At 55.6% G+C, this 13,781-nt stretch carries 13 protein-coding genes; 8 read left to right on the forward strand and 5 right to left on the reverse strand.

Translation table 11 applies throughout. The features are described from left to right. Nucleotides 1-77: 77 nt before the first annotated feature. The 3 genes from TRESADRAFT_RS06320 to TRESADRAFT_RS06330 all read right to left on the reverse strand — a co-directional run bounded on the left by TRESADRAFT_RS06320 (nt 78) and on the right by TRESADRAFT_RS06330 (nt 2,669). Complete coding sequence (locus TRESADRAFT_RS06320; protein WP_002703943.1) at nt 78-1,151, reverse strand: formylglycine-generating enzyme family protein; 1,074 nt, start codon at nt 1,149-1,151, stop codon at nt 78-80. 71 nt (nt 1,152-1,222) lie between these two features. Next, nucleotides 1,223-1,555: a hypothetical protein gene (locus TRESADRAFT_RS06325; RefSeq protein WP_040842414.1), complete on the reverse strand. Its 333-nt coding sequence runs from the start codon at nt 1,553-1,555 to the stop codon at nt 1,223-1,225. Nucleotides 1,556-1,754: 199 nt separating this feature from the next. Next, nucleotides 1,755-2,669 carry a hypothetical protein gene (locus TRESADRAFT_RS06330; protein WP_002703950.1) on the reverse strand — a complete coding sequence of 305 codons (915 nt, stop codon included), beginning with the start codon at nt 2,667-2,669 and terminating at the stop codon, nt 1,755-1,757. Nucleotides 2,670-3,074: 405 nt separating this feature from the next. On the opposite strand from TRESADRAFT_RS06330, the gene TRESADRAFT_RS06335 reads away from it, so the two are divergent. The 8 genes from TRESADRAFT_RS06335 (at nt 3,075) to yfcE (ending at nt 10,903) form a co-directional block, all read left to right on the forward strand. Then, on the forward strand, nt 3,075-4,262 hold the full coding sequence (locus TRESADRAFT_RS06335) for a TrkA-related ion transporter (RefSeq protein WP_002703954.1): 1,188 nt from the start codon (nt 3,075-3,077) through the stop codon (nt 4,260-4,262). Between the two features lie 18 nt (nt 4,263-4,280). Beyond that, nucleotides 4,281-4,808: a cyclic nucleotide-binding domain-containing protein gene (locus tag TRESADRAFT_RS15060; protein WP_002703955.1), complete on the forward strand. Its 528-nt coding sequence runs from the start codon at nt 4,281-4,283 to the stop codon at nt 4,806-4,808. Nucleotides 4,809-4,951: 143 nt separating this feature from the next. Beyond that, nucleotides 4,952-7,219: a YceG family protein gene (locus TRESADRAFT_RS06345; RefSeq protein WP_002703957.1), complete on the forward strand. Its 2,268-nt coding sequence runs from the start codon at nt 4,952-4,954 to the stop codon at nt 7,217-7,219. Between the two features lie 3 nt (nt 7,220-7,222). Then, nucleotides 7,223-8,341, forward strand: coding sequence for a toxic anion resistance protein (locus TRESADRAFT_RS06350; RefSeq protein ID WP_002703959.1), 1,119 nt, complete (start codon nt 7,223-7,225; stop codon nt 8,339-8,341). Between the two features lie 16 nt (nt 8,342-8,357). Further along, complete coding sequence (locus tag TRESADRAFT_RS06355; RefSeq protein WP_002703961.1) at nt 8,358-8,939, forward strand: TerD family protein; 582 nt, start codon at nt 8,358-8,360, stop codon at nt 8,937-8,939. A 46-nt stretch (nt 8,940-8,985) separates the two neighbouring features. Continuing rightward, on the forward strand, nt 8,986-9,567 hold the full coding sequence (locus tag TRESADRAFT_RS06360) for a TerD family protein (RefSeq protein ID WP_002703962.1): 582 nt from the start codon (nt 8,986-8,988) through the stop codon (nt 9,565-9,567). Nucleotides 9,568-9,576: 9 nt separating this feature from the next. Beyond that, the gene (locus tag TRESADRAFT_RS06365) at nt 9,577-10,173 is read left to right on the forward strand and encodes a TerD family protein (protein WP_002703964.1); all 597 of its coding nucleotides are present in this window, start codon (nt 9,577-9,579) and stop codon (nt 10,171-10,173) included. Nucleotides 10,174-10,348: 175 nt separating this feature from the next. After that, complete coding sequence (yfcE, locus tag TRESADRAFT_RS06370) at nt 10,349-10,903, forward strand: phosphodiesterase (protein ID WP_002703972.1); 555 nt, start codon at nt 10,349-10,351, stop codon at nt 10,901-10,903. Here the strand turns inward: yfcE and TRESADRAFT_RS06375 are convergent. Beyond that, complete coding sequence (locus TRESADRAFT_RS06375) at nt 10,898-12,310, reverse strand: ankyrin repeat domain-containing protein (protein WP_002703973.1); 1,413 nt, start codon at nt 12,308-12,310, stop codon at nt 10,898-10,900. The genes yfcE and TRESADRAFT_RS06375 overlap by 6 nt on opposite strands. A gap of 259 nt (nt 12,311-12,569) precedes the next feature. Beyond that, nucleotides 12,570-13,496, reverse strand: a complete 927-nt coding sequence (locus TRESADRAFT_RS06380) for a nucleotidyltransferase family protein (protein ID WP_002703975.1) — start codon at nt 13,494-13,496, stop codon at nt 12,570-12,572. Nucleotides 13,497-13,781: the final 285 nt, after the last annotated feature.

Genomic DNA, 13,781 nt, shown 5'->3' on the forward strand with positions numbered 1-13,781 from the left:
TCAGAGAAAAAAAATCCTCCAGCCGTTCCGTGCTTTTCATTGCGCGGTACGCTGGAGGATTTTGTGCATTTTTCGCTTTATTTTGCGTTGCGCGCGATGCGGAAGCCGATTCCTGTCAATTTCTTTGAAGGTGGTTCGTCGTTGTAAGCCGTTATCTTGCACGCTGCGGCGGAAGTCGTGTAGGCTCCTCCGCGGATGATGCGCTCTCCGTCGTCGCCGACATCGTAGACCCATTCGTAGACGTTTCCGCTCATGTCGTAAGCGCCGATAGCGTTCGCGCCCTTCTTGCCGACTTCGTGGGAGCAGAAGCCCGGAACTCCTTTTTCGCCTTTCGCGCTCGAAGTCTTTCCGCTAGGGTTGTATGCGTACCAGCCGACTTTGTCCAAGTCCGCGCTAGTTGCGGCCTTGCCGTCGTATGACGGAGAGGCCGCGCCGCTGAACGAATAAGCGAAATCTTTTTTTGCGGGGTCGCCGCCGCGGCAGGCAAGTTCCCATTCCTCCTCGGAAGGAAGGCGGAAGCCGTTCGCTTTCTTGTTCCATGAAACATCAGCGTCCATTATGTGGCCGCTTTCTTCTTTCTTTACCTTGATTGTGTAGGCTTCCTGCAGTCCCTCTGCCTTGCTCAAAATGTTGCAGAAGTTAATCGCGTCGTACCAGGTGACGCCATCCACAGGTCGTCTCTCCTGCGTCTCGCCTTTTACGAGCGTGTCCTTGCGGTTGCCGGAAGGGGCTTTGTCGAATGTGTTCTTCTGGCTTCCGATGACCGCCTCGTAGAATTCCTGCGTGACCTCGTATTTTCCGATGTAGTACGGAGCGATGTTCGCGCCCTCGTCGATGAGGCCCATCTCTCCGAACTCGGCTCCTTTTCCCTTTATGTTTCCGCCCTGAACTACCGCCATCGCAGAATTCCTGATGAACTTGCCGTTCACGGAAATTGCGGAAGAGGCTTTGGCTGCGTTGTCCGCCTGACCTGCCGCAAAACCCGCATAGAATTCTTCTGACTTTTTGGAGCGTGACGCACGGGAGCCTGGCTCGGTGGCATATCCTGTCTTGTAGCCTTCTTCGTAAGTGCCTGATGGAGCTGCAAAGGTTGCCCCTGCCATGCAGAATGTGACCGCGATAAATGCGGCTGTTTTAAAAATCTTTTTCATGTGTTTCTCCTTGGCATTTTCTCTTCTTGCCGGAAGTTTGGTTTGCGACCTCATTGAAAGTCAGAGGTCTGTCATTTTTTCACTTTCATTATGTCAATGCTCTTCAGTTTTGACTTGGAAGAAGCGATTGTTACTTTGATTTCGCTCGATGTGGCGAGCTTCTTTTTGTTCGCGTCGGACACGGTGTACGAGAACGAGCCGGCTTTTGCGAACGAAACGGTGAGCGTGTAGGTCGTCGCGCCGTTCGAGCTCGTGCCTTTTGTGACGCTCTGGATTTTCGCGCCGCAGGTGTTGGTCGCGAGCGCGATGTTCGATGTGGAAACTGAAAGATTCCCTTTCACGGTGAACGTCGTCTCTGCTGTGGTGCTGGACATTTTCGCGGAACTGTCGCAAGTCACCGTCACTGCGCTCTTCGTCGCCTAGAACATGAAGTCGCTGTTCGACTGGGAAAACGCGCTTTCCGCCGCCATAAAAAATGCCGACGCGACAAGAACCGCCCTGGCAGATTTAAAAATCCTCTTCATAAAATATCCTTGTGTGCTTTTGAAAACTGCCATTGCAGAACTCGATTCTGAATCAAGTACTGCAAATGACAGGTGTGTCTTATTTGTACGGGTTCGAGAACTTCGGAACCACTGCTGATTTTCCGTCCTGCGCAGCCTTCACGCCTTTCTCTCCGCCTTTCTTGAAGCGTTCGATTTCCGCGCTGTCGGTGTAGCCGCTGTTCTGCGCCAATTTTGTGTAGTTGATTTTTGGGGTCACCTTCTTCTTTGCCGCGGCCGCTTCCTTCTTCAGCTTCGTGTACTCGTCGTAGCAGATTTTGTAGCCGTTCGCTTCAGCCTTGTTGAGCCTTCCCGTCTTGACACCTTCCATGTAGTCGCCCACAAGCGCGCTTGTGTATCCGAGTTCGCTCGATTTTGCCGAGGCACGACTTCTGTAGTTCGACTCTTTTTCGCCCACCGCTGATTTGAAGCCGTCCTCGTAGCCTGCGTTTTTTGCCTGCGTTTTTTGCTGTGTGCTAGGTCCACCGAACGAACTGTCCTGCGTCTCGCTTGCTGTGATAGTTACATAACGTTGCGGTATTCCATCGCTCATTGGCTCGCAGACTTCCATTGTCGCAACCTTGCCGGTTGTTCCGTTGAAAGTGATAGGCACGTAATTTGCGTCATTGTCTACAAGCCAGAATTTCAAATTGCCGCGAGCGGAAGTCAAAGTGAATTTTGCGTTGTATGTGTTTGCAGAGGCGGTATCCCTTGTAACGCTTGTGATTTTCACGCCAGCAGGATTCTCCTCAAAACGGAAACTGTTGACTGTCGGAACAAAGTCTCCCTTTGTAGTACGGATAGGAATTTCTCGGTCGTAAAGAGTCCTAAACTCTACAGTAACTGCGTTTTTCGTGCTTGCAGATTCACCCTCTGTGCCTCTGTTCCTTGTCGCCTGGTCGCCGCGCTGTGCCACCGCCGTTCCTGCGCACGAAAGCAATGCAAGAGCCGCGATTGCCTTGAAAATCTTTTTCATGTGTTTCTCCTTGGCAGTTTTGCTTCTTGCCGGAAGTTTTGTTTTTTAGTTCAGTTCAGTTCAAATTCGATGATTGGTTCGGGCGGGCAGATGTCGTAGCGGTTCTTCGCATTTTTTTTGGGAAACAAGAGGATTTGTGAGCGCAAAATCGTCTTCATGTTTTCTCCTTTCGTTTTTGTGTTTTCTTCAAAAAAAATCCGGTTGTTCAATTTTTCTGCACAGGGCGTTTTGAATTTTTTGGTAAATGAATCTGATTATATCATGGGCTATCTATATTCCAACAAAAATATAAGTAAATGTTAAGAAAATGCTCAGATATGCTCAAGAAAAACGGAAAAATCAAAAATTCTGTTTTTTGCCGATTTGGCGGTTCCGTCGTGATACAATAGACGGGACGGGGGCGTAATGAAAAAGAAAAAGACGAGCAGGCGGAAGTACTTCAAACGGCATATTCTCCGCGTGCTGCGCTCTCCGCTGACGTACTGCTATATCGCGCTTCCGTTGTTCTTCCTCGCGCTTATACAGATAACGTATGCGGCCGAGCGCGGAAAATCGATGTCGAGCCCGATTGACGGCTACTGGCATTTCGTGGTGGCGTTCACCGCGGGGTATTTCGATTTCGTCGTGAAAACCGGAATCGGGCGTCTGTGCAGCTTGATAATGCTCATTTCTGGAATACTGCTTTTCAGCACGTTTACGGCGAAGATTGCGTCGGTTTTTATGGACATTCAGCTGAAGAAGGACAGGGGGCTTGGAAAAGTGAAGAATCTCAGCGGACATTTTCTGCTTTGCGGATGGAGGAACGGTTTTGAGGGAATCCTCGACGCGGTTTTGAATTCGAATCCGGAGATAACGCCAGACCAGATTGTCCTTGTGAACGAGGCGCCCTACGAGGCGATTGAGCATGTGCGCGCGCAAATCCGCTTCAAGGGAATCCACTACATATCGGGCGACTGCTCCGACGCGGACGTGATGAGGCGCGCGCTCGTGAAAAGCGCCGAGCGGGCGCTCGTCATCGCCGACAGGTCGCGGAGCGGCGGCTCGCTTGTCGATGTCGATTCGCGCACAGTTCTTTCCGTCCTCACGCTCAAGAACATGAACCCGTCGCTGTACGTCGTCGCCGAGCTTTCCGACGCGAAATTCGAGAGCCATCTCCAGCTCGCGCACTGCGACGAGGTCATCCTCACGACCGATTACGAGGACGCGCTTCTCGCCACGGCTTCGAGCGGCATGGGGTACTCGAACGTCATCCGCGAGCTTATCGGGGACGACGCCGATTCGGGAATCTTGATAGAGAACATCCCGGCGAATTTCATCGGGCGCACGTACGGCGATTTCGCGCGTTCCGTCTACGCTTCTGGGCGCGACCGCTCGATTCTGGTGGGGCTTCTCCTCAACACGGGGAATTTCTACCAGCGGAGGAAGGAAGCCGTCCGCGAGGCGCAGAAAAACCCGGACGTGAAGACCGTCGTCGGCAATCTCATGAAGGTGAAGACGCTGAAAAGCAACGAGCCGGTGCTCGCGCCAGACGATTCATTCGTCATCCAGCCGAACACGAAGGCGATTTTCGTCAAGGGAAAGGAAGAGCTGTAGGAAAGTCAGGAGGAAGCGATGGCAAAACGGCAGAAATTTGAGGACGTGCTTCCCTGGCTCGTCGGGATTGAGCTTTTCGACACGTTCAGCATCGAAAGCGAGGATGACAGGCGGATTCTCCGCGTCGTCTACGACAACCTTTCCCCGCGCTCGTTCAAGGCGGGCGACGTCATAATCCGCGAGGGCGAGGTCGGCGACGATTTCCATATTCTTATAGAAGGAAGCGTGCAGGTTTTCAGGGATACGCCGTCCGGGGACACAATCGCGCTTGCGGAGATGGGGGCGGGCGAGCACGTTTTCTTCGGGGAAGGCGCGCTTCTCGGCTCGGACAGGAGAACGGCGACCGTAAAGGCGAAGACGGCGTGCCGGACGCTCGCGCTGAAAGGCTCCACGTTCTCCGCGCTGTCGAACATCGAGCCGCGGCTGGGGTTCCGGGTCTGCTACTGCCTCGCGCGCCGGCTGAAATTGTCGCTCCTTCAGGCAAACCTCGACATAACGACGCTGTACGAGACTCTTTTCCGCGAAATCGAGGGGAACTGCTTCTGATTCTTCCTTTTTTGCTCTTGCCCCGATGACGCGCGTTTTCCGTGAACAGAAACCGATATGTGTGCTATCATTGTGCGCATGAAAAAACAACTCCGCTTATTTCCGAATAACTGTCCATGCCGAACCCTTTTCAGGAGCGCGCTGTGAGCGACTCTCTTTTCGTTCGGAAATGCGTGAAAAGCCTCGGCGACTATTTCGTGCCGATGGCATCGCGCGGCGGGAATTTCGTCCATTTCTCGCGGATTTGCGGCTGGAGCGGGGACACCGCGCTGTTCGTCTCCGAATTCTGCCGCGATGCCAGAACGTGCGGGTGCGTAATCGACGGTCGCATACCGAATCCTGACGGCGGCAACATCGCTTTTTTCGAGGAGCATTTCGGAAAGAATTTCCGGATAACGGAGGATTCCGTCTCGTCAAATCTTCCGCGTTGGCTTCCTTCTCTCAGGAAAACCGTTGTCCCGCTTCTTTCACGCTCGATAATCCGCTCGCTTTCCGTTCTGTCATCGCATGGGAAACCCGAGGGGGCGGTGAGGAGCGCGTTCGTCAAATTCATGTGCTGGCTTTACTACAGATTCCCGCTCGTCGTCAGTTCCCTCGGCTCATCGCGCGTCCCGAAGATAATCGCGTTCGGGGACATTTCCGCGCACGAGCTTCTGTTCGTCCATGCGCTTGTGGGCGCGGGCTGCGACGCTGTCCTCGTGTGCGCTGACGGCGGCGCGTCGTATTCCCGGCTCGACCCGTCGTCAACTTTTTCCGACTCGATTTCCGGCGGGACGGAGCCGCTTCCGGATGGTTTTCCGGATTCCGTCTTGCGCGGCGCCGGGCCGTCCGTTTCCTGTGCGCCCGATTCCTGCGCCTTTCGCGTCGTGACGAACGCCTATGACATCGGCGACGGTTTTTGCGCCGTGGAGACGGATGTTTCCGCGCGCGGTTCGGGCGAAAACGAAATCAGAAACGTGTTCTGCAGGATTGACGGCGCCGAGGACAGGAACCTTTACGAAGGAAAGCTTTTGTCGTTCAGGCGCGGAATCGAATCTCGCGGCCGCAATATCGTTGTCGTTGACGGGGGAATCCCGCGCGCGACGACCGAGGAAATCGCAAGGATAAGGCGCGGCCGCGAGGATTCACCGGCTGCGATTGCGTCGGCGCTGTCGTCGTCCATCCAGTGGGGCGCGAGCAGGGAAATCGAGTCGATGATGAGGCGGGCGTTTTCCGAGACGGTCTTCGCGGAATCGAAAAAAGGATGCGCCGGAAGCCGTCTCGTGAGCCGCGCGGTTACGCTGTGCTGCTACGTCGCGCGGTATGCCCCGGCTCTTTTCAGGAACATGAAGCTCCCGTCCGTTTCCCTTTTCATACAGTTCGGGGCGGAGGGCGGCGCGACCGAGGCGGCGTTCCTGTCGCTTCTTTCCCGCCTTCCCGTCGACGTCCTCGTCCTGCGCCCCGATTTGAATTCGCCGTGCGATTTTTCCGGCGTGGAGATTGCCGCCGTCAAGAACGCGGAGAGCGTTCCTCTTTCGCGCTTTCCCGCCGGCGGGGATTTTTCGCGCGTGGGGACCGTGGCGTTCCGTGCCGAGCGCGACCTTGACGGGATTCTCTACACGGGGACAGGATTGTTCCGCGAGAAGCAGCATTCTCGGGCGGAAGCCGTGATTTTGCGGACGACAGCGGACGAGATTCCGATTCTGTGGGGAGAGGAGGCGCGGTTCCGCCCGAATTTCCGCGTCGACGGAGATGTCGTCGGCATTCCCGTCATATTCGCGAAAATATCGGGCGTTGACGGCGGCGACGTTGGGCGCTACTGGAGAACAATCGGCTCCCTTTCCGGCAATGACGCGTTCGTCGTCCGCGGCGCGCCCTTCATAAAGCACGGGTCGTTCAGCCCGATGGCGCGGTTCGCCTCCGAATTCTACCGTGACGGGCGGCTCCGGGTCGATTACATAAAGGCGCATCCTGATTTTCCGTACAGGATTCTGCGCGGGGAAATGCAGGATTTCATCCTCGAGAAGCTTTCTCTCCTCATCGAGCGGAAACTCGTGCGGGGAATCGGGGAGAACGGGACGGAATACCTTGCCGTCTCGACAATACTGAACATGCCGGGCGAAATCGTCAGGCTGTTCCAGAATTTTGATTTTACGAAAAAAAGCCCTAAATTCGTCTACGTGAACGCGGGCGAGAGCGAGATTTCCGTCGAGGATTCGATTCTGTCGGCATTCCTCGTGGTTTGCGGATTCGACGTCGTCTTTTTTGTCCCGACGGGATACAGGAGCGTCGAGGGCAATTTTCGCGATATCCTTCCCGATGAGCACGTCGTCGGGGATTTCGTCTGCGGGCTTTCCGTTCCGGATGAGTTTCCGGCAGACGTTTCCCGCGCAGCGCGCTCGATTTTCGGGAAGTTTTTTAGGAGGAGGTGATTTATGGCACTTGATTTCGGGCGGAATGAGGAACGCCTGCCCGTCGAGGACGATTCGGCCGTAAGGACGTACGACATCGTCGCGGACAGGAAAAGCCTCGGCAAGACGCTTGTCGGTTCGGCGGAGGTTGACAGCCTCGTCAGCCGCATTGAGGTCCACAACATCGACACGATTGTGAACTTCGGGGCGGAGGCTGCCGGCGAGATTGCGAAGGCGTCCGATGCCGTTCTCGGCGGGATGAGCGTCGCGAAAATCGACGAGACGAGCGAGCTTCTCGGCACGCTCGCGAAGATAATGGACAAATTCGACATCAACGAGATAAAGGCCGACCCCGGTTTTTTGAGCAGGATGTTCGGGAACCTCAAGAAGCAGATTGAGAAGATAATGGCGAAATACCACACGCTCGGCGAGGATGTGGACAAAATATACGTCCAGCTCAAGTCGTTCGAGGCGGAGATACGCGAGTCGAACAAGAACCTCGACAAGCTTTTCGAGGCGAACGTCGAAAGCTACCATCAGCTCGTGAAGTACATCCTCGCGGGCGAGCAGGCGTGCGCGGAGCTTGACGAGTACATCGCCGCCCGCCGCGCCGAGCTTGAGTCCACCGGCGACAACTCGCTGAAATTCGAGATTCAGGAGCTTGAGCAGGCGCGCCTTATGATGGAGCAGCGGACGCAGGACCTCCGCATGGCAGAGAACGTCGCGATGCAGTCGATTCCGATGATAAAGACGATGGAATTCAGCAACTTCAACCTCATCAGGAAGATAAATTCGGCGTTCATCGTCACGCTTCCCGTTTTCAAGCAGGGAATCGCGCAGGCAATCCTCCTCAAGCGGCAGCGCATCCAGGCGGAGTCTCTCGAGGCGCTCGACAAGCGCACGAACGAGATGCTCGTCAAGAACGCGCAGAACACCGTGGAGGTTTCGACGGCGACGCTACGCATGGTTTCGGAAAGCTCCATAAAAATCGAGACGCTCGAAAAGACTTGGCGCACGATAACGTCCGGGATAGACGAGGCGCGCAGGATTGGCGAGGACGCGAAGAAAAAGCGCGAGGAGGATATCGTCCGGCTCGACGCCATAAAGCGCGAGTTCATGCAGAAATTCAACGGTAAGCAGTAAAAAAAAGGAGGAATGCATGCCGGTAAGTTTGGTGAAGGGGCAGAAGGTTGACCTGACGAAGGGAAACCCGTCGCTCAAAAAAGTTATGGTCGGGTTGGGATGGGACGTCAACGCGTTCGATTCCGGCTCGCAGTTCGATCTTGACGTCTCCGTTTTCATGCTCGGCGCGAACGGGAAATGCCCTTCCGACGGCGAGTTCATCTTCTACAACAATCTCTCGCACAAGAGCGGGAGCGTCGTGCACAAGGGCGACAACAGGACGGGCGACGGCGAGGGCGACGACGAGCAGGTCGATGTCGATTTGCAGAAAGTCCCGCCGAACATAGAGCGGATTGCGTTCACCGTCACGATTTACGAGGCGGAGAAGCGGCGGCAGAACTTCGGGCAGGTGTCGAACGCGTTCATCAGAATCGTCAACGATGCGGACGGCGCGGAAGTCGTAAGGTACGACCTAGGCGAGGACTTCTCGATTGAGACGGCGCTTGTCGTCGGCGAGCTGTACCGGAACGGCGCGGAGTGGAAATTCAACGCGATTGGAAGCGGGTTCAGCGGCGGGCTTGCGGCGCTGTGCGCCCATTTCGGAATCGATGCTGCCTGATTGATTCGTGTTTTGGCTGCGGGGATTCCGCGGCAAGGAGGAATATATGCCAATATGTTTGAAAAAAGGTGAGAAGGTCAGCCTCACGAAGGACAATCCCGGGCTGAAGAACGTTCTTGTGGGATTGGGATGGGACGTCAACGCGTTCGACACGGGCGGAAGCTTCGACCTTGACGCGTCTGCCTTTCTTCTTACCGACTCGGGAAAAGTCTCGGCGCAGGAGGATTTCGTGTTCTACGGCAACAAGGAGCACAAATCGGGCGGCGTCGTCTACATGGGCGACAACAGGACGGGAGCGGGAGAGGGCGACGACGAGCAGATTAAGCTCGACCTCTCGAAGATTCCGCAGGCGATAACCCGCATCGTCTTCACCGTCACGATTTACGAGGCGGAGGCGCGCCGGCAGAATTTCGGGCAGGTGTCGAACGCGTTCATCCGGCTCGTCGACGAGAGCGCGGGAAAGGAAATCGTGAGGTACGACCTCGGCGAGGACTTCTCGATTGAGACAGCCGTCGTCGTCGGCGAAGTGTACCGGAACGGCGCGGAATGGAAATTCAACGCGATTGGAAGCGGGTTCAGCGGCGGGCTTGCGGCATTGTGCGCCCATTTCGGCATCGAAGTCGCGTAGGAGGTTCTCGTGGCAGTAAGCTTGAAGAAAGGTGAGCGCATAAGCCTCACGAAGGACAATCCCGGGCTTGAGAAGGTAATCGTCGGGCTCGGATGGGACTCCGCGGAAAAAAAAGGCGGTTTTTTCGGGATTCTGTCGCAGCCGCAGCAGATTGATTGCGACGCGTCCGCGCTCGTGCTGAAGGGCGGCCGCCTCTGCGGGAACGCCGACATCGTCTATTTCGGGAATTTGCGCCATGCGTCGGGAACGGTCGTCCATCACGGCGACAACCTTACGGGCGACGGCGCGGGCGACGACGAGCAGATTTTTATCGACCTCGTGCACGTGCCCAAGGAATACGACAGGATTGTCGTCGTCGTGAACATCTACCACGCCGTTGAGCGAAGCCAGCATTTCGGCATGATTCGCAACGCGTTCATCAGAATCGTCAACGAGAAGACGCGCGCCGAGCTTTGCCGTTACAACCTCACCGACGATTATTCGAAAATGACGGCGATGGTTTTCGGAGAGCTTTACCGCGACGGAACCGAGTGGAAATTCGCGGCTGTGGGGCAGGGAACGACAGACCCCGGGCTTGCCGAGCTTTGCAAACGGTACGTGAATTAGCGCCGGAGCTTTTCAGACCGCTCAGCCCGGATTTCCGGCGTCATTCCGGACGTTTTTTTCAGAAAGCTGATTCGGAAATCGATGCGCGCGAAATACATGGATGCGGAATCTGTTCGGCATGACAAAATAAGGTGCCCGGACTCGTTTCGGGCACCTCCTCTTTTTGGAGATACTGATGAAATTTCTTGTAATATCGGACATACACGGAAGCGAAGGCTGCCTGAAAACTGCCCTCGCTTCCTTCCCCGATTTCGACATGCTCGTCCTCTGCGGCGACTACCTCAACCACGGCCCTCGGAATCCCCTTCCCGAAGGCTGGAATCCCAAAGGCGTCGCGGAAATCCTCAACCCGCTTTCGGGGAAAATCGCGTGCGTGCGCGGGAACTGCGACGCCGAGGTCGACGAGATGGTTCTCTCGTTCCCGTGCCTTTCCCCGTACGCGAACATATTCGCCGGCGGGGGCAGGATTTTCGTCCATCACGGTCATCTGTATGAGCGGGAACGGCTTTTGTCGTGGCTTCCCGAGAAAACGGTAATCGTTTCGGGGCACACGCATGTCGCGCTTCTTGAGGAGGACGGCGGGCGGATTTTCTTCAACCCCGGCTCAATCTCCCTTCCGAAATGCCCCGAGGGGAAAACGTGCGGGACAATCGAGTCGGACTGTTCCGGAATCCGGCGTGTCGCCCTCCATTCAATCGAAGGGAAGCTGCTGCGCGAGATTCGTCTATAGCCCGAGCAGCTTCTCCGCGCTGCCGAACGCGGTGTTCTCGTTTATGACGGCGCCCGCGCCCGTGAAAATCGGGAGGAATTCATCGACGAGCTTTTTGTTCCTGCCGTATGATTCCTCGTCCTTCGAGGCGTAGAGCGTGCTGAGTATGAAATACACGAGCGGCGTTATGTCGCATTTCGCGGTTTTCGCTGTCATCGCGCGCTTCGCCTTCGCGGGAAATCGCTCCAGATACTGGCGGAGAACGCCGAACTGGGAGAAACTTATCATCCTGTATACGGCTGAATTCGGGATGTCGGTGGAAATCGACGTTCCGTCCTTGTATCTCATGCCGAATTTCGCGAACCCGAGCGGCTTGTCGACGTCCGCGCCCTTTTCGACGAGAAGGCGCACCGTCTCCTCGTCCCCTATTTCCGCGGCAAGAAGGAGCGCGTTCGTCGCGGTTCTGTTTCCCGTGTCCTTCGAGAACGAGTCGACGTCCGGCGTCAGCTCGACGAGCCTCTTGATTATCCCCGCGAGCGCGTCCGATTTCTGAGGAAGCTCGTCGTCCTCCCCGAAAAACGCGCCGAACATTATCTTTCCCAGCCCCGACTTCTCGTATGTCGAGCGCATCTGATGGAAGATTTCGAGAATCTGCTTGTTGCGCATTTCCTCGGGAAGCTTGTCCAAATCCAGTTTCGCGACCATCGACTCTGCCTGAATCTGCACGATGTCGTCGGTGAATTTGCCTGCGCCCGATTTTATCGTCCCTTTTCTCTGTATCGCGTAGTAGAGCGGGGAAACGCCGTTTATGAGCCGCTTCGAAAAATCGCAGCCCGCCGCCGCCGCTATGAACGCCGCCTCGTCCGCGTCGTTTATCGATTTGAGGAGCGCGTCGTCCGTTTCCGCCGATTTCTTGTAGTCCGATTTTGCTTTCGTCCGCGCCTTCACCTCGTCCACGAACATGTCCGGCTGGAACTGCACCCAGAACTGCTCTTTCGCGTTGAATTTGGCGAAAAGCTTCCGGAAGAACGATTCCGTGTCGGGCTTCGCGAAGAATCCCCTCATCGCGCCTTCCGTCCAGAATTTCCGTGCGGATTCCTCGTCGCCGATGTACATGAAGAACGCGAATCCCTGCTGGAGGAATGCCGGAAGGTCGTCGGAAAGGGCGGACGCGTCCTTTATTGACGAGAGCGCTTCAAGCGCCCCGAGAAAATTGTCGCACGATTTTTTCCCGTCGTTCCGCGCCACCGCAACGAACGCTCGGAACCATGCCCCGTAGAATTTTCCGCTGTCCGGAGCCGATTCCTCCGCCTGCGCGAAGAATGCCTCCATCTGCGCGTCGTCCCTGTTTTTGTAGATGTGTTCCCGAAAAATCGAGCCGCACAAAAATGCCACCGTCTGCGCCTTAATCGAATCGAATTCCGTCATTTTTAATTTCTCCGTATTTGAATAGACCTGTTCGATAATTTCGTTATCGCTCAGGCCGACGAGTTCAAAGCAACCTGCTCGGAAACTTCATTTTCCGAACAAGTTTGATTTTGTTGTGCCCGCAAAAACATCCCGCCCTTTGCCGTTTTCCGGAGACTGCCGATGTTTCCGCAATCCCCGCCGGACGAACCTAAATCCACCAAGGCGCACGCCCCGAAGAACACTGATTGACGCGCGTCAACAAAGCGTGCGCCGTGCGTTAATTCCACAGAATTTCCGGGTAGTATCCTGACGAGATTTTTTCCGCGATGGCTGCCTTCACGATTGCCTTGTCCTCGGGGTACGTCATCCCGAACCAGCTTTCGTCGGACGTGAAGACTTTTATGCGTCCCTCGCCGTTCTTTATGATGTCGCTTGCCGCGACGGGGAGGAGCGCCTCGGCTTTAGGCATGGAAAGCGACGTTTTCTTGAAGTCGTCCCAGTATTTTTCGAACCGCTCGAACGCCTTGGGGCTGAACCCGAAGAGGTTCATGCTTACGGTCTCGTTTCCCGTCATCTGGATGGTTTTTCCGTCCAGCTCGGAAAGTATCGAATCCCCGCTGAAATTCTCTCCGCCGTAATAGATTTTCGTGTTCTCCACAATCGTCTCGAGGTATCCGTCCTTTGTCGTTGCGACGCCGCGGCTGACGGAGCCGTTCCTGCTCATCGTCTTTCCGAGCGTGTATCCGACCATCGCGTGCTCTGTGCAGTCGTTCCCGATTGACGAGAGGTATTTTCCGAGCGTCTGGAACCCGTTCCGGCCGTAGTAATCGTCCGCGTTTATGACGGCGAACGGCTCGTGTATCCTGTCCTTCGCGCACAGCACGGCGTGAATCGTTCCCCACGGTTTCGCGCGCTTCGCCTCCGCCGCGATTTTTATCTCATTTTCGGTGAGAAGCGCCTCCGGCGTCTGGAAAACGTACTCCGCGTCGAAGTTCGCCGCAACCCTGTCGAAAAGCCGCTCGCGGAAATCCTTCTCTATGTCCTTTCGTATGATGAACACCGCCTTTCCGAATCCCGCGCGCATCGCGTCGAACGTCGAGAAGTCGAGGATGCACTCGCCGTTTTTCCCTACGGCGTCAATCTGCTTCACCCCGCCGTATCTGCTTCCCATGCCAGCCGCGAGTACCAAAAGTGTTGGTTTCATTTTTTTTCTCCTAGTTTTGTTTTTGTCTGGAGGATTCCGCCCGTGGCGTCCTCCTGAAATGCATAAAAACTGCACGGAATGTTCATCCTTCCGGCAGTTTCGTTTTGTTTGGTTCGATTTCCCCGAAAAATGCAGGGCGATTTCCGGTTCTCGTAAAAAAACGCGTTTTGCCCGACCGCGCTTTCCTACTATAGCACCGAATCGCCGTATGCACAAACAACCGCCTCCGGCCTCGTTTTTCGGAAAAGCCGGCAGGGAACATGCGGTCTGTTTTTCCCCGGCGAA

The organism is Treponema saccharophilum DSM 2985, from assembly GCF_000255555.1.
GTDB classification, from domain to species: domain Bacteria; phylum Spirochaetota; class Spirochaetia; order Treponematales; family Treponemataceae; genus Treponema_D; species Treponema_D saccharophilum.